The sequence below is a fragment of the Geodermatophilus sp. URMC 63 genome (assembly GCF_053502565.1).
Window position 1 is genome coordinate 2,051,496 of the sequence record NZ_CP199956.1, and the last position, 20,292, is coordinate 2,071,787.

The 20,292-nt window shown below is 74.1% G+C and carries 23 protein-coding genes and 1 tRNA gene; 21 read left to right on the plus strand and 3 right to left on the minus strand.

The genetic code is table 11. The annotated features are described in order from the left end of the window. Nucleotides 1-76 precede the first annotated feature (76 nt). Nucleotides 77-149: transfer RNA gene (locus tag ACWIZO_RS09915), tRNA-Thr, on the plus strand. Between the two features lie 225 nt (nt 150-374). Here the strand turns inward: ACWIZO_RS09915 and ACWIZO_RS09920 are convergent. Then, nucleotides 375-959, minus strand: coding sequence for a hypothetical protein (locus ACWIZO_RS09920; RefSeq protein ID WP_448642304.1), 585 nt, complete (start codon nt 957-959; stop codon nt 375-377). Between the two features lie 249 nt (nt 960-1,208). On the opposite strand from ACWIZO_RS09920, the gene ACWIZO_RS09925 reads away from it, so the two are divergent. The 13 genes from ACWIZO_RS09925 to ACWIZO_RS09985 all read left to right on the plus strand — a co-directional run bounded on the left by ACWIZO_RS09925 (nt 1,209) and on the right by ACWIZO_RS09985 (nt 9,722). Continuing rightward, nucleotides 1,209-1,694 carry a helix-turn-helix domain-containing protein gene (locus ACWIZO_RS09925; RefSeq protein ID WP_448642305.1) on the plus strand — a complete coding sequence of 162 codons (486 nt, stop codon included), beginning with the start codon at nt 1,209-1,211 and terminating at the stop codon, nt 1,692-1,694. 205 nt (nt 1,695-1,899) lie between these two features. After that, nucleotides 1,900-2,499: a hypothetical protein gene (locus tag ACWIZO_RS09930; protein ID WP_448642306.1), complete on the plus strand. Its 600-nt coding sequence runs from the start codon at nt 1,900-1,902 to the stop codon at nt 2,497-2,499. 20 nt (nt 2,500-2,519) lie between these two features. After that, nucleotides 2,520-3,398, plus strand: coding sequence for an ATP/GTP-binding protein (locus ACWIZO_RS09935; protein WP_448642307.1), 879 nt, complete (start codon nt 2,520-2,522; stop codon nt 3,396-3,398). Next, entirely contained in the window at nt 3,395-4,078 is a 684-nt protein-coding gene (locus ACWIZO_RS09940) for an SAF domain-containing protein (protein WP_448642308.1), read from the plus strand. Before ACWIZO_RS09935 ends, ACWIZO_RS09940 begins: the two co-directional genes overlap by 4 nt. Before the next feature lie 15 nt (nt 4,079-4,093). Beyond that, nucleotides 4,094-4,918: a hypothetical protein gene (locus tag ACWIZO_RS09945; protein ID WP_448642309.1), complete on the plus strand. Its 825-nt coding sequence runs from the start codon at nt 4,094-4,096 to the stop codon at nt 4,916-4,918. Continuing rightward, nucleotides 4,908-5,882, plus strand: a complete 975-nt coding sequence (locus ACWIZO_RS09950; RefSeq protein WP_448642310.1) for an ATPase, T2SS/T4P/T4SS family — start codon at nt 4,908-4,910, stop codon at nt 5,880-5,882. The genes ACWIZO_RS09945 and ACWIZO_RS09950 overlap by 11 nt, the downstream gene beginning before the upstream one ends. Then, nucleotides 5,818-6,330 (plus strand): ATPase, T2SS/T4P/T4SS family, encoded by a 513-nt coding sequence (locus ACWIZO_RS09955; protein WP_448642311.1) that lies wholly within the window; start codon nt 5,818-5,820, stop codon nt 6,328-6,330. The genes ACWIZO_RS09950 and ACWIZO_RS09955 overlap by 65 nt, the downstream gene beginning before the upstream one ends. After that, nucleotides 6,327-7,235 (plus strand): type II secretion system F family protein, encoded by a 909-nt coding sequence (locus ACWIZO_RS09960; protein WP_448642312.1) that lies wholly within the window; start codon nt 6,327-6,329, stop codon nt 7,233-7,235. The genes ACWIZO_RS09955 and ACWIZO_RS09960 overlap by 4 nt, the downstream gene beginning before the upstream one ends. Then, nucleotides 7,232-8,146, plus strand: coding sequence for a type II secretion system F family protein (locus tag ACWIZO_RS09965; protein ID WP_448642313.1), 915 nt, complete (start codon nt 7,232-7,234; stop codon nt 8,144-8,146). Before ACWIZO_RS09960 ends, ACWIZO_RS09965 begins: the two co-directional genes overlap by 4 nt. 41 nt (nt 8,147-8,187) lie before the next feature. After that, nucleotides 8,188-8,385 (plus strand): hypothetical protein, encoded by a 198-nt coding sequence (locus tag ACWIZO_RS09970; RefSeq protein ID WP_448642314.1) that lies wholly within the window; start codon nt 8,188-8,190, stop codon nt 8,383-8,385. Between the two features lie 7 nt (nt 8,386-8,392). Continuing rightward, the gene (locus ACWIZO_RS09975) at nt 8,393-8,857 is read left to right on the plus strand and encodes a TadE/TadG family type IV pilus assembly protein (protein WP_448642315.1); all 465 of its coding nucleotides are present in this window, start codon (nt 8,393-8,395) and stop codon (nt 8,855-8,857) included. Continuing rightward, entirely contained in the window at nt 8,854-9,279 is a 426-nt protein-coding gene (locus ACWIZO_RS09980) for a TadE/TadG family type IV pilus assembly protein (RefSeq protein WP_448642316.1), read from the plus strand. Before ACWIZO_RS09975 ends, ACWIZO_RS09980 begins: the two co-directional genes overlap by 4 nt. Continuing rightward, a complete protein-coding gene (locus ACWIZO_RS09985; RefSeq protein ID WP_448642317.1) occupies nt 9,276-9,722 on the plus strand; it encodes a pilus assembly protein TadG-related protein in 447 nt (148 codons plus the stop codon). Before ACWIZO_RS09980 ends, ACWIZO_RS09985 begins: the two co-directional genes overlap by 4 nt. Nucleotides 9,723-10,538: 816 nt before the next feature. Here the strand turns inward: ACWIZO_RS09985 and ACWIZO_RS09990 are convergent. Continuing rightward, on the minus strand, nt 10,539-11,114 hold the full coding sequence (locus ACWIZO_RS09990; RefSeq protein WP_448642934.1) for a hypothetical protein: 576 nt from the start codon (nt 11,112-11,114) through the stop codon (nt 10,539-10,541). 2,241 nt (nt 11,115-13,355) lie between these two features. Between ACWIZO_RS09990 and ACWIZO_RS09995 the strand changes: the two genes are divergently transcribed. Together ACWIZO_RS09995 and ACWIZO_RS10000 are read left to right on the plus strand one after the other, a co-directional pair. Continuing rightward, nucleotides 13,356-13,697, plus strand: a complete 342-nt coding sequence (locus tag ACWIZO_RS09995) for a hypothetical protein (RefSeq protein ID WP_448642318.1) — start codon at nt 13,356-13,358, stop codon at nt 13,695-13,697. Next, complete coding sequence (locus ACWIZO_RS10000) at nt 13,694-13,870, plus strand: hypothetical protein (RefSeq protein WP_448642319.1); 177 nt, start codon at nt 13,694-13,696, stop codon at nt 13,868-13,870. Before ACWIZO_RS09995 ends, ACWIZO_RS10000 begins: the two co-directional genes overlap by 4 nt. A gap of 289 nt (nt 13,871-14,159) precedes the next feature. Here the strand turns inward: ACWIZO_RS10000 and ACWIZO_RS10005 are convergent, their stop codons facing one another. Then, on the minus strand, nt 14,160-16,214 hold the full coding sequence (locus ACWIZO_RS10005; RefSeq protein WP_448642320.1) for a hypothetical protein: 2,055 nt from the start codon (nt 16,212-16,214) through the stop codon (nt 14,160-14,162). 292 nt (nt 16,215-16,506) lie between these two features. On the opposite strand from ACWIZO_RS10005, the gene ACWIZO_RS10010 reads away from it, so the two are divergent. The 5 genes from ACWIZO_RS10010 to ACWIZO_RS10030 all read left to right on the plus strand — a co-directional run bounded on the left by ACWIZO_RS10010 (nt 16,507) and on the right by ACWIZO_RS10030 (nt 20,053). Continuing rightward, nucleotides 16,507-16,686, plus strand: a complete 180-nt coding sequence (locus ACWIZO_RS10010; RefSeq protein WP_448642321.1) for a hypothetical protein — start codon at nt 16,507-16,509, stop codon at nt 16,684-16,686. Between the two features lie 285 nt (nt 16,687-16,971). Next, on the plus strand, nt 16,972-18,297 hold the full coding sequence (locus ACWIZO_RS10015; protein ID WP_448642322.1) for a hemolysin family protein: 1,326 nt from the start codon (nt 16,972-16,974) through the stop codon (nt 18,295-18,297). Continuing rightward, nucleotides 18,294-19,346, plus strand: coding sequence for a hemolysin family protein (locus tag ACWIZO_RS10020; RefSeq protein WP_448642323.1), 1,053 nt, complete (start codon nt 18,294-18,296; stop codon nt 19,344-19,346). Before ACWIZO_RS10015 ends, ACWIZO_RS10020 begins: the two co-directional genes overlap by 4 nt. A 65-nt stretch (nt 19,347-19,411) precedes the next feature. Continuing rightward, entirely contained in the window at nt 19,412-19,582 is a 171-nt protein-coding gene (locus ACWIZO_RS10025) for a CsbD family protein (protein WP_448642324.1), read from the plus strand. Between the two features lie 186 nt (nt 19,583-19,768). Further along, nucleotides 19,769-20,053 (plus strand): GlsB/YeaQ/YmgE family stress response membrane protein, encoded by a 285-nt coding sequence (locus ACWIZO_RS10030; protein ID WP_448642325.1) that lies wholly within the window; start codon nt 19,769-19,771, stop codon nt 20,051-20,053. The last annotated feature ends 239 nt before the right edge of the window (nt 20,054-20,292 follow it).

Genomic DNA, 20,292 nt, shown 5'->3' on the forward strand with positions numbered 1-20,292 from the left:
CCGGTGCCGGTCCGGGGCCGCCGAGCTCTCCCCTGTGTTGTCCCTATCCTGGTCCCGGGGCTGGTCCCCGTGTCCCGCCGGCGTGGCGCAACTGGTAGCGCACCCGACTTGTAATCGGGCGGTTGGGGGTTCGAGTCCCCCCGTCGGCTCAAAAGTCCAGCTCAGAGGCGTGCGAGCTGAATATGGCCCAGCATGAGCCATGAAAAACCCCTGATCTACGCGCCAGTTCTCAGCACGAACCGCTCGACCTACGACGTCGCCGATCACAGGCTGCGCCGCCGGGATTCCGCGGTCGTCGACGACGATGCGGGCGGCCTCGAGTGCACTACAGCCAGGGCCCCGGTCGTCCGCCCCAAGGCTCAACCGGAGGTCGGTCAGGCCGCGCTGTTATTGACGCGGTCGAGGAGGGCGATGTGCCAGTCGACCTGCACGCGGCGGCCGATGTGCCCGCCGGGTCGGACCAGGTCGAAGCGGGTGAGGGTGGCGCCGGTGTCGGCCCACAGCAGCGCCAGGTGCCCGCGCGCCCTCCGAGCCCCGGTCGGGTCGTCGTCGAGGATCAGTTGCAGTTGTCGGCTGGGGGCCTGGCGGTAGAAGGCGCGTAGGCCGTCAGTGGCGGCGTCGGGCAGGCTGCCGTCGTCGGACCGCCAGACGCGCAGCACGTCGGTAGGCGTTCGCAGCAGCAATCCGCTCATCGGTAGGCCCAGGTTGGCCGTGCTGGCGTTGACGAGCTCCAGCTGTCGGACCATGAGTGGGTCGCTCAGCTCGTCGGCCAGGTCGTCGGGGGAGGCGCCCCAGGGCTTGAGTCGTTCCATCGCCTCGCGACGGACCAGCTGGTGGTCCAGGTGGCGGTCGGCTGCGGAACTCCAGCCGTGGGCGGTGTGGATGGCCGCACTGACGGCCACGCCGGCGGACAGGGCCCGGTGGACGGCGACCAACAGGGGCCACAGTCGAGCGGTCACGGCCGCGGGAGAGTGCTCCACGAGCGCCGAGTCTGCCGCCGACGTCCGACAACACCCGATGTGGGCTGAGCATCCCGGGCGCGGGGGCTCGTCGGCTCGCGGACGAGGCCTTCGGGGACCGTCCGGGCAGTAGCCGAGCGTCCTCCGGTTCCGCTCCTGTAGTTCTCTGGTTCGCGAGGTCGTGTCCGGCCGACGGGGCTCCCGGACGGGCGTGGGGATAGCGGCTAGGGTTCGACGTCACACGAGCGGGTGTCCACCGAACAGGTGACGTGGGGAGCTGCCATGGCGCGGCCACTGCTTCGCGGCGACCGCCTGCGGGCTGCCCGTGAGGCCATGGGGCTGACCCGGGACGAACTGGCGACGAGACTCGAGCTCTCGAGCCCCTCGCGCATCCGGGTGTGGGAGATGGGACTGGAGCGTCCGCGGCCCCGCTATGTCCCCCGGCTGGCGGCTGCGCTGGGTGTCGACCCGATGTATCTGCTCGACGTCGATTCAGGGGACCCGCCGCTGGCGGCTCTTCGCCTGGCCGCCGGACGCGCCACCAACGAGGTGACGGCTCCTGGCGTGTCCGTCATGACCTACGTGCGACTGGAGGACGGGCGCCCCAGTGTGGATCCCTCCGCCAAGGTGATCGCCGCCATCGCCGAGATCCTCGGGGTGGACGCCCCGCGGGTGGAGGCCGCCGTCCGCCGTTCGCGCAGCGATCACCCAACCTTGGCGTCCTTCGGAGGCTGAACAGGAGATTTACCGGAGGAGGGCCTTGCTCCCACGGGCGACTTCGGTGGTAATTTCCCGCAGCCGCTACCCGGGGAGGTGCCCATGGTCCGCACGACAGAGCCGAGGATGGCATGGGTCGGCGCGCCCTCGAGCTCCGTACACCGGCCGGTGGCGGACGTCCACGTGCTTGAGAGTGGCCTGTGGACCCGGCGAGGCACACGAGATGACTAGACGGCGGTGGACGGCTGGGGCGCTCCTCACGCTGCTGGCCGTCACCGGTTGCACCGAAGGTGAGGCCAGCTCGGACAACTTGCCGCCAAGCGCAACGGCGTCGTCGTCTTCGCAAACTTCGACGCCGGCTCCTGCGACGAGCAGCGCGCCAACCCCCGAGGAAGAGGCAGCAGAAGCTGCCACCGCGGTCGTCACCGAGATGCTGCGCGTCACCGACGCGGCCAAGAAGGACCCTGGTGCCAGGGACTGGGAAACCGAGATCCGGCGATTTGCGGGCGACCCCGCCGCCCTGCTCGCCGTCACGGCAGTACGGGACTACGCGACGATCGGCCTCCGCCAGGAAGGCGATACCGCGGTCGACCTGGAGGTCGCCGGCGTCGACCTGGCGTCTCCCGAAGGGCCGACCGTGAAGATCACGGGCTGCTACGACAGCCGGAGCACGCAGGTGGTGAAGGTGCAAACCGGCGAGGTCGTGCCACCCGGGACTCCGCCGCGGTACGTATGGGACATCACCGTGACCCGCTACGAGCCCGAACCGGGATCCCCGTGGCTGGTCAACCAACTCGATCCGCTGACGAACCAACCGTGCTGAGAGCGTCCCGCGTGGCCTTGGTGGCCGCCCTGATGCTCGCCATCTCCGGCGGGTCGGATGGCGCGATGGCGGCCCCACCCGTCGACTGCGCCAAGCAGGATGCGCAGACCGGCATCTGCTTGGTTGAAGCGACGTCCCCAGGGCAGACAGCGGGCGGATCGACTGACGTCGGCAGTGACGACGCCGGGGAAAGTCAGACGACGACCGGGGACGGCTCTGCGCCCGACCCATGTATGTACAGCGTGGCCGAGCCGCAGCCGCCACCGGACAGCGTGGTCTGGGCGGGCAAGACCGCGGCCGACGGGGTGGTCTATGTAAAGGCGTGTCCCCGCATCGACGGGTCGGGGATGGCCGCGGTCCTCGTCTTCGTCGGGAACGGCGCCGCCCTGCCGGCAGGTCCCCCCGTGGACCCGCGCGTCCTGGCGGAACAAGCGATCGCATCGCTCGTGATGCGCGCGCCGGAGATCCGGATGGCGCCGCCTCCAGGCTCAACCAGCGGGCTGGTCGGGCTGCCGGTGTGGATGTGGACCGAGCGCGGGGAGGCGTTCCTGGGGCCCACCCGGCAGTCGGTGTCGGCCGGCGGCGTCACGGTCACCGCCGTAGGCGAGGTGAGCCGCATCGTCTGGGACATGGGCGACGGGACAACGGTCGTCTGTGGCGCCGGGACGCCCTACACGCCAGGAAGTGAGAGGGAGTCGCCGGACTGCGGTCACGTCTACGCGCAGGCGTCGACCAGGCACGTCCCCGATGGCGCCTGGCCGGTCACGGCGACGAGCACCTGGACGATCACCTGGTCCGGTGGCGGCCTGTCGGGCACGGAGACGCTGGAGCTGTCGTCGTCGGCGGAGCTGCTTGTCGGTGAGCTGCACGTCCTCAACCAGGACGGCGGCAGCCGATGACCCGCACCCAGCCTCCGCGCACCGGCACGCCGGGTTCCGCCGCGGCACTCAACGGGTCGGCGGCGGCGCTGCTGCCACCGCGCCGCCGCCGTCGCCCGGCACTGCTGGCACTGGCGGTGGCGATGGTGGTGCTCGGTGCGCTCGGTGCCGCCTACCTGGCCACGTCGCTGGGACGGACCTCGCCGGTGATCGCGGTCGCCCGTGAGGTGCCCTGGGGGCAGTCGATCACCGCCGCCGACCTGGTGGAGGCGCGGGTGTCCGCCGACCCGGCGCTGGATCCGATCCCGTACGGCGAGCGCGACCGGGTGATCGGCATGGTCGCCGCCACCACGTTGACGCCGGGATCGCTGCTCACCCGCGAGGCGCTGAATGAGCAGCCGCTGCCGCCTCCCGGTCAGCAGCTCGTCGGTGTCGGCGTCTCGGCCGTCCAGCTGCCCGCGACGTCGCTGCGACCTGGAGATGACGTGCTGCTGGTGCCGGTGGCCGGCAGCGGTGCGACGGGGGCGCCGGACGCGGCGGGGACGCCCGGCCCGGTGGAGGCGACGGTGGTGCGGTCCGGGCCGCCGGGCACCGACGGGTTGCGGGTGGTCGACGTGCTCGTCGATGCCGCCGACGGTCCGGACGTCGCGGCCCGCGCGGCCGCCGGCCTGGTCGCCATCGTCGTCGTGGCCGGCGAGTAGGGGAGGGCGGCCGCCGTGTTGATCGCCCTGTGCTCGGCCAAGGGTGCGCCCGGCGTGACCACCGGCGGGTTGGCGCTGGCGCTGTCCTGGCCGCGCGCCGCGGTGCTGGCCGAGCTGGATCCGGCCGGTGGCGACGTGCTGGCCGGCTACGGACGGGCACGGTTGTCCGCCGGCGGGCTGGCGGAGCTGGAGCTGGCGGCGCGGCGCGGTGGGCTGGCCGGGCAGCTGGACGCCCATCTCGTGCAGCTGGACACCACCGGCCGGGCGCGGCTGCTGCCCGGCCTGTCCGAGGCGGCCATGGCCCGCCACGTGGACTGGGACCGGCTGGCCGCTGCGCTGGCGTCGGTGGAGGACGGCGCGGTCGACGTGCTGGCGGACTGCGGACGGCTGCGGGCCGAGCACTTCCCGGCCGCCGTGCTGCGGCGGGCGGCCGCCGTGATCGTGGTGACCGGGTCGACGCTGAGGGCGGTGCGCGCGGCGGCCCAGGCGGTCGCCGAACTCCGCGACGAGGGGACGGGGCCAGGGGCTGGAGCGCTGGCCGCGCTCGTCGTGGGGCCGGGGGAGCCCTACGGCGAGCGGGAGATCGGCGAGGCGCTGGGCGTGCCGGTCGTCGGGGTGCTGCCGCGGGACGCCAAGGCGGCGGCGGTGCTCAGCGACGGCGCACCGGCCGGCCGGCTGTTTGCACAGTCGGCCCTGCTGCGTGCCGCCCGGTCGGTGGCGGTCCGGCTGGCCGACCTCGCCGCCGCGCACGAGGACCGGCTGACGCCGCCGCCATCGATTTCAGTGCCGTTGCCCTCGTCCGCGTCGGCGATGACCGTCGGTGGCGGCCGTGGTCGCTGACCCCATGACCGGGAGCCGCACCGCCGGGCGCAGCTTCCGAGGGCTCGACGCGCCACCCGGCTCCCTGGACTGGGCGTTGGTGCGCCGGCTGCACGAGACGACGGCGACGGCGCTGGCCGGAGAGCTCAAGCGCCGCCCGACCCTGACGACCGTGGCGCAGCAGGAGCTGGCCCGCACGCTCATCCAGGACGGCATCGACGAGCTGGTCCGAGAGCGGATGCGGACCGGGCAGGCGGTACCCACGGCGGCCGAAGAATCCGCGATCGCTGAGGCGGTGTTCGCCGCGCAGTTCGGGCTCGGCCGGCTGCAGCCCTACATCGATCACCCGCAGGTGGAGAACATCGAGGCGCACGGGCACGACAACGTGTGGATCGGCTACGCCGATGGGCGCGATGTCCGGGTCGGCCCGATCGCCGACTCCGACGAGGATCTGGTGCGTCAGCTGCAGCACATCGCCGCCCGGCTGGGGCGCGCCGAGCGGACGCTGACCACCGCCAGTCCGCTGCTGACCATGCGGCTGCCGGACGGGTCCCGGCTGGCGGCGGTGATCGAGACCGTGCCGCGGCCGCAGCTGGTGATCCGCCGGCACCGGATCCGCAACGTCGACCTCGACGACCTGATCGGGTTGGCGGCGATCGACCGGCCGCTGGCGGAGTTCCTGCGGGCGGCGGTGCGGGCGCGCAAGAACATCGTGGTCACCGGGGGACAGGGCGCCGGCAAGACGCTGCTGCTGCGGGCGCTGGCCAACGAGCTTCCCCGTCGGCGAGAACCTCGCCACCATCGAGAAGCACCTCGAGCTGCTGCTGCACGAGCTGCCCGACCGGCATCCCCGGGTGGTGTCGTTCGAGGCGCGGGAGGGCACCGGCGAGCGCGGCCCGGACGGCCGCCGCCTCGGCGAGGTGACCCTCACCGAGCTGGTGGAGCACGCGCTGGTGATGAACGTCAGCCGGGTCTGGCTCGGTGAGGTCCGGGGCGAGGAGGCCTGGCCGCTGATCGAGGTGATGGAGGCCGGTGAGGGCGGGTCGGCCTGCACGCTGCACGCCCGCTCGGCCTTCCACGCCTTCGAGCGGCTGGCCAACCTGTGCATGCGCGGCCGCCCTGGGGTGACCCCGGAGCACGCCTACCGGTCGTGCGCGTCGGCGATCGACCTGGTCGTGCACATCAGCACCGTCGACGAGCGGTGGATCGGCGGGCAGCGCCAGCGGTTCGTCAGCCAGGTCGTGGAGTGCAACGGCGTCGGGGAGGGCGGGCGCCCGGCGCTCACCGAGGTGTTCACCCCGGGCCCGGACGGACGGGCGGTGGCCGAGCACGATCCGGTGGACCTGGCCGACTACGTGCGGGTGGGCTTCGACCCCGACTGGCTGCGGCCCGCGCGCGGGCCCTGGGCCGGCACGGCGGGAGGTCGGCGGTGAGCGGCCTGGTGCTGCTGGCCGGCGTGTGCGGGGTCCTGGTGGTGGGCGGCCTGTTGCTGGCCGCCCACGCGCTCACCGGCCCGGATGCGCCGGCTGGGCCGCCGCGCCGTCGGCGACGTGCCGTGGCGCAGGGCGATCCGCGCGGAGCGCGGCGCCGGAGGGTGCTGTGGGGCGCCGCCGTCGTAGTGGCGGCCGGTGTGTGGCTGGCGTCGGGGTGGCCGGTCGGCGGCGTGCTGGCCGGGGGAGCGGTGGTCGGTGTGCCGTGGCTGCTGGCGCAGTTCGCCGGCGGCAACACTGCGGTGGAGCGGCTGGAGGCGCTGCAGGAGTGGGTGCGCCGCTGCTCCGACGTGCTCGCCGCCGGGGGAGGGCTGGAGCAGACGCTGATCCGCTCGGCGCGCACCGCACCCGAGCCGATCGGAGCCGAGGTGGCGACGCTGGCCGCCCGGCTGCAGGCCCGCTGGCCGACGTCGCGGGCGCTGCTGGCCTTCGCCGACGACCTCGACGACGCCGCCGGGGACCTGGTGGTCGCCGCGCTGCTGCTCGGCGCGGAGCTGCGCGGGCCGGGGCTGGCCCGCGTGCTGACCGAGCTGGCGGGCAGCCTCACCGAGGAGGTCACCATGCGCCGCAAGGTCGAGGCCGACCGCGCCAAGCCGCGCGCCAACGCCCGCTGGCTGCTGCTGATCACCGTGGCCGCGTCCGGATTGGCCGCGCTCAACGGGGACTACCTGGCGCCCTACGGCACCGTGCTCGGCCAGCTGGTGCTGGCCGCGATCGCCGCGCTGATCGTCGGCTGCCTGCTGTGGATGCGCCGGCTCACCGCCCCCGCGCCGTCGGTCCGCTTTCTGGTCGACCCCGACCGCACCCGCCGCACCGAGGCCGAGCCGGCGGGGGTGCCGGTGCCGTGAGCGGCATCCAGGCGGCGCTGATCGGCTCCGGCGCCCTCGTCGGGCTCGGCGTCTTCCTGCTGCTGCGCGCTGTCGTGGTCGTCGAGCAGCCGCAGCTGGCCGACGCACTCGCCCGCCTGGACGGGCGGGCGGCCGCCGCGCCGACCATGGTCCTGCCGCAGCCGGGTGACCGGTGGGCGCGGGCAGTGGGCCGAGTAGGAGCATGGGCCGCGGCCCGGCTGCCCGCCGCCGGGCTGCGGGCACCGGCCCAGGCGTTGACGTTGATCGGTTGGACACCGGAGGGCTACGCCGCCCGCAAGCTCGGCCTGGCCGCCTTCGGCGCGGTGTTCGTGCCGCTGCTCACCGCCGTGCTGGGCGCGACCGGCGTCCGGCTCCCGGTCGTGGTCCCGGTGGCCGGGTCGCTGGCGCTGGCCGGGGTGCTGTTCCTCGTCGTCGACCTGGTCGTGCGCGATCAGGCCGCCGAAGCGCGTTCGCAGATGCGCCGGGCGCTGTGCTCCTATCTGGACCTGATCAGCCTGCGCCGCGACGCCAGCGAGGGTCCCACCATCGCCCTGGAGCGGGCCGCCGCGCTGGGGGAGGGCTGGGTGTTCCGGCGGATCACCGACGCGCTCATCGCGGCGCGGCTGGCCGGTGACCCGCCATGGGACGGGCTGCGCTGGCTGGCCGCAGACACCGGCGTCGCCGAGCTGGCCGACGTCGCCGACATCGCGGTGGTCGCCGCCACCGAGGGCGCGTCGATCGCCCCGACGCTGCGGGCCCGCGCCTCCTCGCTGCGGGTGCAGCTGCTGGCCGAGGAGGAGGCGGCGGCCAACACCGCCAGCGAGAAGCTCACCGCTCCGGTGGCGCTGCTGTCGATCGCGTTCTTGCTGCTGTTCCTCTATCCCGCCCTGGCCCGGCTGCTGGCCACCTGATCCGCCACCTGACCTCATGCCCCGACCGAGAAGGACAGCCCATGACGCCACTGATCAGCCTCCTGACCGCCCTGGCAGCAGCGCTGCGCGACCGGCTCCGCGCGGTGCGCGCCGCACCGGAGCGCGGCTCCCTGTCGGTGGAGCAGGTGATCATCACGGTGGCCCTGATCGGCATCGCCGTCGCCCTGGTCGCGGTGATCGCCAACGCCGTCACCTCCCGCTCCTCCCAGATCCAGTAGCCGCACGGTGACCGGGTCTGCGCGCCCCCGCGGCCGCACACGGCCGTCCCGGTCCGGCCGTGCCCAGGGCAGCCGGCCCGACGTCGGGGCGGGCAGGCGGCTGTCGGGGGACCGCGGCGCGGCGTCGGTCGAGCTGGCGGTCACCTTCCCCGTGGTGCTGCTGCTGGTCATGACGCTGATTCAGACGGCGCTGTGGTTCTACGCGCGCTCGGTCGCGCTCGGCGCCGCCCAGGAAGGGGCCCGGGAGGGGCGGGTGCAGCCGGCCTCAACCGCCCGCGCCTCGACGGCCGCCGAGGGCTTCCTCGACCAGACCGCCGTCGACTTGCTCACCGCTCGGGACGTCACGGTGACCGGCTCGGCGGCCAGCGTCACGGTGACCGTGACCGGCACCTCGCTCAGTCTGTTCCCCGGCCTGTCGGGGTGGTCGGTCACCCAGACCGCCGTGGGCCCGGTCGAACGGCCCGCCCCGTGACCGCCGGGGGAGGGGAGCGGGGGTCGGTGTCGGTGGAGCTGGCGCTGCTGGCTCCGGCGCTGCTGCTGCTGGTGTCCTTCGCCGTCCTCGCCGGCCGCACCCAGATCGCCGAGGGCGCCGTCGAGGAGGCCGCCCGCGCCGCCGCCCGGGAGGCCTCCCTCGCGCGTGACGCCGGCACCGCAGCCGCGCTGGCCGGCGCGCAGGCCGAGCGCACCCTGGCCGCCCAGGACCTGCGCTGCCAGCGCACCACCGTCGACGTCGACACCACCGGCTTCTCCGCGCCGCCCGGTGTGCCCGGCGACGTCACCGTCACCATCACCTGCGTCGTCGGCATGGCCGACCTGCTGGCCCCCGGCCTGCCCGGGGCGGTGACCGTCGAGGCGGTCTTCACCAGCCCCGTCGACGCCTACCGCGAACGATGACCGCCCGACACCGCCATCCGCGGGCGGACCCCGAGCGCGGCGCGATCAGCACGTTTCTCGCCGTCCTCGTCCCCGGCCTGCTGCTGATCATGGGGCTGGCCGTCGACGGCGGCGCCAAGGTGGCCGCCACCCAACGCGCCAACGCCATCGCCGACGAGGCCGCCCGCGCCGGTGGCCAGGCGCTCGACGTCTCCGCCGCCCTCGCCGGGCAGGTGCGAGTCGACCCGGCCGCCGCGGTCGCCGCGGCGCAGGACTACCTCACCCGCACCAGCGTCCGAGGCTCGGTGACCGTGGTCGACGGCGACACCCTGCAGGTGAGCACCATGATCACCCAGCCCACGACCTTCCTCGGCTTGATCGGCATCTCCACCCTGACCGTCGAGGGCTCCGGCACCGCCGACCTGATCAGCGCCACCGGCCAAGACGAGGGAGCGGGCCCGTGACGACTCCACCCCGGGAGCTCAACCTGCTGCGCCGGCTGCTCGCCGCCGTGGTGCTGGCCACCGCAGTCGCTGGCGTCCCGATTGCGCTGTGGCGGCTCGGCGGCGCCTACCTGCCCGACGAGCCGCCCTCCTGGGCGCAGGTCACCGCCGCGCTGAGCGGACCGGACACCGGTGCGCTCTTCCTCGGCCTGCTCGTCGTGGTCGGCTGGGCCGCGTGGGGGGTCTTCGCCCTCTCCGTGGCCGTCGAGCTCGCCACCCAGCTGCGCGGCCTCCCGCCGCTGCGACTGCCCGGCATGGCGGGCCCGCAGCGGCTGGCCGGCCTCCTGGTGGCCACCGCCGTCGGCGTCGGTGGCGCACCACTGCTGGCCGCTCCGGCCCTGGCCGGCCCGTCGGTCGTCGCCGAGCAGCCGGTTGGCCACGAGGAGCCGCCGCCGGTCCCCGCCCCAGCAGCGGACACCCGGCCAGCCGCGCCGGCCGCAGCCGGTCCCATCTACACGGTGCAGGCTCGTGACACCCTCGGCCGCATCGCCGCGCGGCACCTGGGCGACTGGGCACGATTCGAGGAGATCCTCGAGCTCAACCGCGGCCGGCCCCAGCCCAACGGCGCCGTTCTCACCGACCCGGGGCTGATCCGCCCCGGCTGGGTGCTGTTCCTCCCACCCGACGCCACCCTTGCTGAGGTTGGACCACCCGCTGCGGAGGTGACGGTGCGCCCCGGCGACACCCTCGCCGGCATCGCCAAGCAGCACAGCCTGGACGGCTGGCAGCCGATCTTCGACCTCAACGCCGGTGAGCCGCAGCCGGGCGGCGGCCGGTTCACCGACCCCGATCTGATCCGCCCCGGGCAGGTTCTCGACCTCCCGCCCGACGACCCTGCAACCTCCAACCCGCTTCCGCCGGCCGCTGCAGAACCACCGGCCGAAGCGCCACAGCCATCCCCGCCGGATGGAGGCCAGCCGCCGGGACCGGCCGACCTGTCGCCGGGACCGGCCGAGTCATCGCCGGGACCGGCCGAGTCATCGCCGGGACCGGCCGAGTCATCGCCGGGACCGGCCGAGTCATCGCCGGGACCGGCCGAGTCATCGCCGGGACCGGCCGAGTCATCGCCGGGACCGGCCGAGTCATCGCCGGGACCGGCCGAGTCATCGCCGGGACCGGCCGAGTCATCGCCGGGACCGGCCGAGTCATCGCCGGGACCGGCCGAGTCATCGCCGGGACCGGCCGAGTCATCGCCGGGACCGGCCGAGTCGCCGACATCAGCGCGTCCCTCCGAGGAACCGGAGCAACCGGCAGCCGACGCCCTCGACACGAAGGCGGAGCAGGTCCCGTCGGAGCTGGCGGCCGTCCTCGCCGGCAGCGGCGCCCTGCTCGCCGCAGGCATCGGCGCGACATGGCTGGCCCACCGCCGCCAGCGGCTGCGCCGTCGGCGTCCCGGCCGACGGCTGGCCACCGTGCCTAGTTCACTCTCCGTCACGCAGGCGGTCGTGACCTCGGCGGCCGACGCGGGCACGGCCGACTACGCCGCGCTTGACCGCGCGCTGCGCAGCCTCGCCGTCCGGACCTCCGAAGAGCCCGGCGGGCGGCTGCCCGATGTCGCCGCCGCCCGACTGGACGGCCGCCGGCTCGATCTCCGGCTGCACGCCCCCGCCGACCGCCCCCCGCCCGGACCCTGGACCGCCGACGACACCGGCCTGTGGTGGTCCCTGCAGCTCGACCAGGACACGGGCATCGCTCCCGAGGTGGCCCAGGCACGCCTGGCGCCGTACCCGACGCTGGTCACCATCGGCGCCGACGGCGAGCGACGCTGGCTGCTGGACCTCGAACGCATCGGCACCGCGTACGTGACCGGACCGGCCGACCGCCGAGAGGACTTCACCCGACACCTGGCCGCCGAACTGGCCGTCAACAGCTGGTCGGACCTGCTCACCGTCACTCCCGTCGGCTTCGGCGCCGAACTGGTCGACCTGGCACCGAACCGGATCCACCCGGTCGATGCCACCGACCCCGGCTTGCACACCACGCTGCGCGAATCCGCCGAGCGCGACACCGACGACGTGCTGGACGGGCGGCTCCGGGCCGAAGCCGGGGACGGCTGGATGCCCCTCGTCGTCCTCGCCCCGCACCAGCCGGATCAGGACGGCGAACTGGTCGAAGCGGCCGCCGTCCTTCGGGCCCACGGGCAGCGTGCAGCACTCGCGATGGTGGTCGGCGCCGAGCCGACGCAGGTTCCCGATGAGTGGCTGCTCACGCTCACCGACGACGGGTCGCTGCTCGTCCCGGCACTCGGGCTGCAGCTACCGGCCCCCGAGCTGACCGCCCAGCAGGCCCGTGACGTCGCCACGTTGCTGGCCTTTGAACGCGACTCCGATGACGAACCCATCCCCGCCGCCAGCGGCGACCGCCCCTGGCAGGTCCACACCGACGCCGCCGGCGCCCTCCGCGACGCCGTGTCCCCTCCGGAGGGCATCACGCCGCCGGCCTCCGCCTCTCCGCCCCGGCCGGTCCGACACCAGCCCTCCACGGCCACGGCACCCGACCTGACGCCGCCCGGGCCGACCGAACCACATCCCGGGACGACATCGGCGATCAGCGATGCAGCCGAGGCCCCCCGGCGGTCAGCGCCGGCCGACCTCCGCAGCCGGATCGAGGACGACCTCGAGCAACTCGATCGCGACCTCGCCGACTGGTGGGATCCCGACTGCACCCGGCCGCGGCTGACCCTGCTCGGACCGGTCACCCTGCGCGCGCACGGCGATGAGCAGGCCGTCGCCAGGTCCGGGTACCGCCGCCGCTACGAGGAGACGGTCGCCTACCTCGCCACCCGCCCACACGGCGCCACCGCCGACGAGGCCGCCACCGCCCTGCAGCCGGCCCGCGGCGGCAGGACCGACCCGGTCAGCGCCCGCGCCTACGTGCACCGGATGACCGCCGGCGTCCGCGCCTGGCTCGGCACCGACCCCGTCACCGGCACCAAGCACCTCAGCTCCGGTAGGAGCGGCCGGTACACGTTGACCGGTGTGCTCGTCGACGCGGACCTGTTCCGCCAGCTGCGCGCCCGCTCCGAGGTCCGCGGGGACGACGGTCTGCCCGATCTGCTGGCCGCACTGGAGCTGGTGTCCGGCCCGCCGTTCGCCCAGCGCCCCGCGGGCTACGAGTGGCTGGACGGCCTGGATCTCACGCTCACCGCAGGCATCTGCGACGTCGCCCACCAGGTCGTCACCGCTGCTCTCACTGACGAGGACCTGGCTGCGGCCCGCGCCGCCTCGGCGACTGCCCTGCTTGTCGCGCCGGACGACGAGAAGGTGCTCCTCGACGCGATGTGGGTCGCCTACTACGAGGGAAACCGCGCCGAGGCCGAGACTTACGTCGCGCGCATCGTAGCCATCCACGACGGCGAGGACGAGATGGATCTGCCCATGAGCACCGCGGAGACCATCAACCGCGCCCGCCGGCAGCTTCTGGACCGGGCCTCGTGAGGAAGAGCCGCAGCGCCCGCCGTCGACCTCACCGATCTGCTGCTGCACGCCGACCCCGCACCGGACCCGGCCGACGGCACCCCGCTGGAACAGCGCCTCGGGGCGCTGCTGATCGCCGGCCGCGGTCGCCGTCGGCCTGCTCGCCGAGGCCCTCGCAGTGACCACAGAGGAGGTCACCGCCGCGGCCGACGCCCTGCGCGTCCGGCTGGCCCCGGCCGGCCTGGTGGTCAGCACCGGCAAGCCCAGCGTCACCGTCGTGCCCGACCGCGGCTCGCTACGCGACGGAGCGGTCCGAGAGCTGCTGCACGCCAGCTGGGTCAGCCCGCAAACCGGTGACCAGGGCGGGCTGGCCACGGTACGGGTCCATCCGGACGTGCAGTTCTCCCTCGGCCTCGATGAGGGCTTCACCTGCTCCCCGGCGGTCATAACCGTCCAGCCAGGCCCCAAGCGGCGCAGCCCGCTGCCGTGGCTGGCCGACGCCGACGAGGAGACACCGTGACCGGTCGTGAGCAGGCCGCCGACGAGATCGCCCGGCTGCGTGTGCAGCTGGCGGCGACCCGCCTCGAGCGGGACGAGCTGGCTCGCCGGTTGGCCGCGGCAGTCGATGAGCTGCCGGCGATGACCGCCGGCCAAGATCCGCTGCCGCTGCCGGACCTGCCCGGCGGAGCGTAGCGGCGAGCACCTGGCCGCGCGGCGCTACTGGCCGCGTGGTCGCCGTCGCCGGTCACCCGGTGCGGCCAGTGTCGACATGGCCCACATCAGCGCGGTCACCGTATGTGCTGTTGGCCGCCCGATGCGCCGGCATCGCAGACCCCTGCAGATCACGCGCCGCGAGTGGCTCCGATGAAGCCACCGCCGGCCTCGTCCTGTGGGTCGTCGCCCTCGTGAGGCTTTGTGCGGGCGGGCGGTGGGGCCGAAGCGGCGCACCGGCTCGCGCGGATTCACGCGCATCACGCTGCGGTCAGCCGCCGACGTGGATGCCCGGACGGCAAGCGGGGTCGGGCTCGACCTCGCGGATGATCTCCCGCACGACCGGCGGGGTGTCGCCGCGGCCGAGCAGCAGATAGCGGAACAGGTGCCCCAGCGGGTTGCCCTCCGACCACTCGAAGTAGCAGTGCGGGCGCACCCCGGTGGCCTCCTGCAGGGCCAGCAGGATCGCCGCGATCGCGTTCGGCGCGGCCGGTGCGTCGGCGCGCAGGATGCGGTGGCCGTCGATCTCCACGCCTCGCACGCACAGCGCCCCGCTGAACTCCGACGGGTCGACCACGTCGATCTCGAGGAACAGGACGTCGGCGGGGCCGGGCACGGGGTTCATGCCCCGCTGGGCGCTCTCCTTGTCGTCGTACTCGGCCTTGTCCCCGGCCTGGCGGCGGTTGGCCACCAGGTGCAGCTGCCCGTCGTGGGCGAGGGAGTCGGTGATGAACCGGCGGGCGTGCTCGTCGAAGTCGATGTGGTCCGCGCGCAGTTCGGTGGTGCGGGTGACCCGGGAGATCAGCGAGATGGCGATGATGCCGAGGATGAAGAACGCCGAGATGGTGATGCCGTCGGGCTTCTCGATCACGTTGGCGACCAGCGCGTAGCCCAGCACCAGCGTCAACACGCCGAACCCGAGGGCGGACGGACGATGGTGCCGGCGGATCGCCGAGATGGTGACCGCCACCGCGCCGGAGACCATCATGGCCAGGATCCCGGTGGCGTAGGCGCCGGCCTGGGCGTTCACGTCGGCCCGGAAGACAATGGTGATCAGGATGCTGACGGTGGTGTAGACGAGGACGACCGGGCGCACAGCCCGGCCCCACTCCGGCGCCATGCCGTAGCCGGGCAGGTAGCGGGGCACGATGTTGATCAGGCCGGCCATCGCCGAGGCGCCGGCGAACCACAGGATGAGCACGCTGCTGATGTCGTAGACGGTGCCGAAGCTCTCGCCGATGCGTTCATGCGCCAGGAAGGCCAGCGCGCGACCGTTGGCCGCGCCGCCCTCCTGAAACTCCGCCGGCGGGATGAGCACGGTCGTGATGAAGCTCGTCGCGATCAGGTAGACGCTCATGATCAGCGCCGCGGCGGTCAGCAGCTTGCGAGTGTTGCGGACCCGGGCGGCGCGGCGCTCCTCGGCGGTGCGGCCCTCGACGGCGACCAGCGGCATCATGCTCACCCCGGTCTCGAACCCGGACAGGCCCAGCACCAGCAGCGGGAAGGCCGCGATGGCCGGACCGATGAGGGCGCCGGGCCCACCGCCACCGGAGGTGAGCCGGGCGGTCCAGCCCGACAGCGCGTCGGGGTCGGCGAGAACGTCGAGGAGGCCGACCACGACGACGACCGCGTTGAGGGTCAGGAAGACCCCGACCAGCGGAATCGCAACGAGCACCGCCTCGCTGAAGCCGAGCAGGAACACTCCACCCAGGACCAGCAGCAGCCCGACGGTCAGCGCGACGGCGTGGCCGTCGAGGAAATCGGGGAAGAACGGGTTCTCCAGCACGTGGACCGACGCGTCAGCCGCCGAGAGCGTGATCGTGATGATCCACGAGGTGGCGACGAAGCCCAGCAGGACGAGCACGAAGATCTTGCCCTTCCAGAACGGCAGCAGCCGCTCCAGCATCGCCACCGACCCCTGCCCGCTCGGGCTCTCCTTCGCCACCCGGCGGTACATCGGCAGCACGCCGAACAGGGTGAGCGCCACGATCAGCAGCGTGGCCAGCGGGGAGAGCGCCCCGGCGACCAGGGCCGCGATGGCCGGCAGGTAGGACAGCGTGGAGAAGTAATCCACGCCGGTCAGGGCGAGCACCTGCCACCACGGGTGGCCCTTCGAATGCCCCTCGGCACCGGCCGGCCCCTCCGGCTGCACCTGGTGCGCCAGCAGCCACCGGGTCACCCGACCCGACGGCTCGCTCGACCGGCCGGGACTGGGCACCCGCGCCGGGACGGCGTACGCGGACTCGGTTCCGCTGTCCTGATCGCCTGGATAGGGGAGGTCGGCGACGGCGTCGTCCACCGATGCAGCGTCGGGGCCGGTGGTCATACCGACCATCGTGCCGCCCGGGCCGTCTCGAGCAGCCGCCGGACGGGCAGCCGGCCAGCGGTGTAAGCCAGGCGGTGCCACGGCGCGCCCGTCGAGCGGTCAGAAGTCGCTCGCTAACGGCCAGGGAGGCGCTCATCGGGCCCCTGGCCGCTGCTCACGGAAACGGCCAGCACCGTCTCCGCACCTGTGAGGGTGACCCGCCGGCCGTCGTGGTGGCCGGCCGCGCCGCAGGCCCCGCCGTCCTCGCCGCCGCCGAGCTTCCGGCGATCGCCGACCGGCAGGCGCATCGCCGGTGGCCACGAGTCCGGCGCAGATGTGGACGTGGCCCAGGCCGCCGGCGACCACCTTCGATGAGCCGCCGGAGTTCGACGTCGGCGAGCGGGTCGTCGCCGTCGATCCGGTCGGCCCGGTGCTGCACCGGCTCCCCGGGGCAGCACCGGGATTGTGGTGGCCCGCACCGGGGAGCGGCTGATCGCGGTCCGGTTCGTCACCGGTCGGATCGAGCACGTGCACCCGCCCACCTGGCGTTGGAGGAGCCCGGCGGCCGCGGGTGAGCGCCAGGCCGCGCTGGGAGACCGCCCGCCCGACTGCCGTCGGCGGCCGGGGTGGCACCGTGGACGCGGCCCGGGCAGACCGCCGCGGGCGTCGACCACCCCGGCACTCCGCCGGGCGTGCAGAAGGACGGATCCACCCCTCGTATGACCGCTCACCCCCACCGCGCCGCCCGCCGCGGCTCCGCTCCCCGGCCAGGCCGCCGGTGACCGCGTGGCTGCTGCTGGCCGTGGCCGTGCTGCTCATCGCCGGCAACGCGGTGTTCGTCGCCGCCGAGACCGCGCTGGTCACCGTCGAGCGCACCGAGGTGGACGCCGCGGTCGCGGCCGGGATTGCCCGGGCGGTCCGGCTGCGCGGTGCACTGTCCAGGCTGTCCACCCAGCTGTCCGCGGCGCAGCTGGGCATCACCGTGACCTCGCTGGCGATCGGCCTGGTCGCCGAGCCGTCGATCGCCACCCTGCTGCACGGCCCGCTGACCGCGGTCGGCCTGCCCGAGGGCGCGGTCGAGCCGGTCGCGGTCGCGATCGGGCTGCTGCTGGCCTCGGTGGTGCAGATGGTGCTCGGCGAGCTGGTGCCCAAGAACCTGGCGCTGGCCCGCCCGTTCGCCACCGCCACTGCGGTGCTGCCGGCCCAGCTCGGCTTCGCCGCCGCCGCCCGGCCGCTGGTCGCCGTGCTCAACGGCTCGGCCAACCGGCTGCTGCGCGCCGTCGGCGTGGAGCCCACCGAGGAGCTGCGCAGCGCCCGCACCCCCGACGAGCTGTCGTTAGTGCTGCGCCAGTCCGCCGACCGAGGCGCGTTGGCCACCGAGACCGCGCAGCTGCTGGTCCGCTCGCTGTCCTTCGGCGACAAGCGGGCCTCGGATGTGATGACCCCGCGGGTGCAGGTTCGCTTCGTCGGCGCGAACGACCCGGTCACCGCGGTTCTCGACGCCGCCCGCGCGACCGGGCACTCCCGCTTCCCGGTCACCGCGGGCAGCCCCGACGACATCGTCGGCCTGGTGCACGTCAAGCACGCCGTCATCGTCCCGCTCGCCGAGCGGGTGGGCACGCGGGTCGCCGAGGTGATGGTGCCGCCGGTGCAGGTGCCGACCTCACTCGAGCTGGACCCGCTGCTCGACGTGCTGCAGCAGCGGGGCCTGCAGATGGCCGTCGTCGTCGACGAGTTCGGCGGCACCGCCGGCGTGGTCACCTTCGAGGACCTGGTCGAGGAGCTGGTCGGCGAGGTCGCCGACGAGTCCGACCGGCCCGCCGACACCGCCGCCCGCCGCCGCCGGGACGGCTCCTGGCTGCTGTCCGGGCTGCTGCGCCCCGACGAGGTCACCGCGCTGACCGAGGTCTACGTGCCCGAGGGCCACTACGAGACCCTCGGCGGACTGGTCCAGGCGTCCCTGGGCCGCATTCCCCGGGTCGCCGACACCGTCGAGCTGCCCCGCGGCGCCAGCGTGCGGGTGCAGCGGATGGACGGCCTGCGCGTCGACCGCGTCGTCCTCGTGCCACCGCCCGCGCGCACCGATGAGGAGGACGAGCGATGAGCACCCCGGTCGCGCTGACCCTGGCGGTGCTGCTGATCGCCGGCAACGGCTTCTTCGTCGGCGCCGAGTTCGCGCTGCTCGCCGCCCGCCAGACCAAGCTCACCGCCCTGGCCGAGACCTCCCGCCGCGCCCGCTCGGCGCTGCGCGCCAGCCAGCGGCTGCCGCTGATGATCTCCGGCTGCCAGTTCGGCATCACCATCTGCTCCCTGGGCCTGGGCGCCGTGGCCGAGCCGGCGGTCGCCGCGCTGATCGAGCCGGGGTTCGAGGCGGTGCACGTGCCCGCCGCGGTGCTGCACCCGATCGCGTTCGCCCTGGCACTGCTGCTGACCAGCGTGCTGCACATGATGCTCGGAGAGATGGTGCCCAAGAACATCGCGCTGGCCGGTCCGGAGCGCGCGGCGATGCTGCTCGCCCCGCCGCTGCTCGGGTTCATCCGGCTGTTCCGCCCGGTCATCGTCGGCCTCACCGCCGCCGCCACCGCCGTCCTGCGGCTGTTCAAGGTCGAGCCGGTCGACGAGGGCGGGCACGCCTACACCGCCGAGCAGGTCGCCGGCCTGGTCGCCGAGGCCAGCCAGGAGGGGCTGCTCGGCCGGGAGGAGCACGACCTGGTCGTCGACGCCCTCGCATTCGGTGAGCGCACCGCGGCCGCTGTGCTGCTGCCCACCGGGCGGCTGGTCACCGTGCCGCCGGGCGTCACCGCCGCGCAGGTCGAGCAGAAGGTGGCCGAGACCGGCTTCTCCCGCTTCCCGGTCGCCGACGACGGCCGGCTGGTCGGCTACATGCACCTGGCCGACGTGCTCAACGTCCCCACCGCCCGCCGCGACCGGCCGCTGGACCGGGGCACCATCCGCCCGCTACCGCAGGTCGCCGCCGGCACTCCGCTGCACGAGGTGCTCGCGCTGCTGCAGCGCACCGGCGCCCACCTGGCCCAGGTCGTCGACGGCAGCCGTGACGGCGGCCGCCTGCTCGGCGTGGTCGCGCTGGAGGACGTGCTCGAGGAGCTGGTCGGCGAGGTCCGGGACGCCACCCGCCGCACCGGACGCCGCTGACTCCTCGCCGGCGCCGCTCGCGGTGCCCGGGCAGGCCGGCCCCGCTAACGGGTACCAGCCGCGGCATGAGCGCTGAGGACAAGGCCGCCAACAAGGTCGACGAGCTGGCCGGCAAGGCGAAGGAGTCCGTCGGCCGGGCCACCGACGACCGCGACCTTGAGGCCGAGGGCAAGGGCGAGCAGGCCACCAGCAACCTCAAGCAGGCCGGCGAGAAGGTCAAGGACGTCTTCAAGTAGCCCGCACGGGCGCGTGGCGCGGCCCCGCCGGCAGGCGGCGCCGCGTCACGATCACGCCTGTTGTCACGACGCGCCGCGGCCGTCGGCCAACGGCGTTTCACCGATGATCACGGCGGGAAGTTCCTGGCGCGGTCGCGGAGATGCCGCAGCCCCGGCGTCCGGGACGCCGACACCACGGAGGTCCCCGTGAGCTTGCTCTGGAACATCATCGTTCTCATCGTCATCGGCGCGATCGCCGGCTTCATCGCCCGCGCCGTCATCCCCGGCAAGCAGCACATGAGCGTCGGCATGACCATCGTGCTCGGCATCGTCGGCTCCGTCGTCGGCAACCTGCTCGGCAGCCTGCTGTTCGAACCCCACCGGTTCGAGCTCGGCACCTCCGGCATCATCGGGTCGATCATCGGCGCGATCATCGTGCTGGGCATCTACGTCGCCGTGCAGGGCCGCGGCCACCGGTCGGTCACACGATGACGCCCTGCCCCCAGCGCCGACGCGCGCAGTGACAGACGGAGGGGCCCGGCCGATTCGGCCGGGCCCCTCCGCGCGTCCGGCGCCTACTCGGCCGCCCGGGCTCCGGGCTGCAATCGTGGTCGGCCTCAGCCGCGCCGTTCCGGGACAAGACGGATGGGAGTGACCCGCAACTCTTCGCGCTGCACCGTTTCGTCGCCCTGCGCCCTTCGCATCCGCCCAAGAGGTCCGGGGCGTCGGTG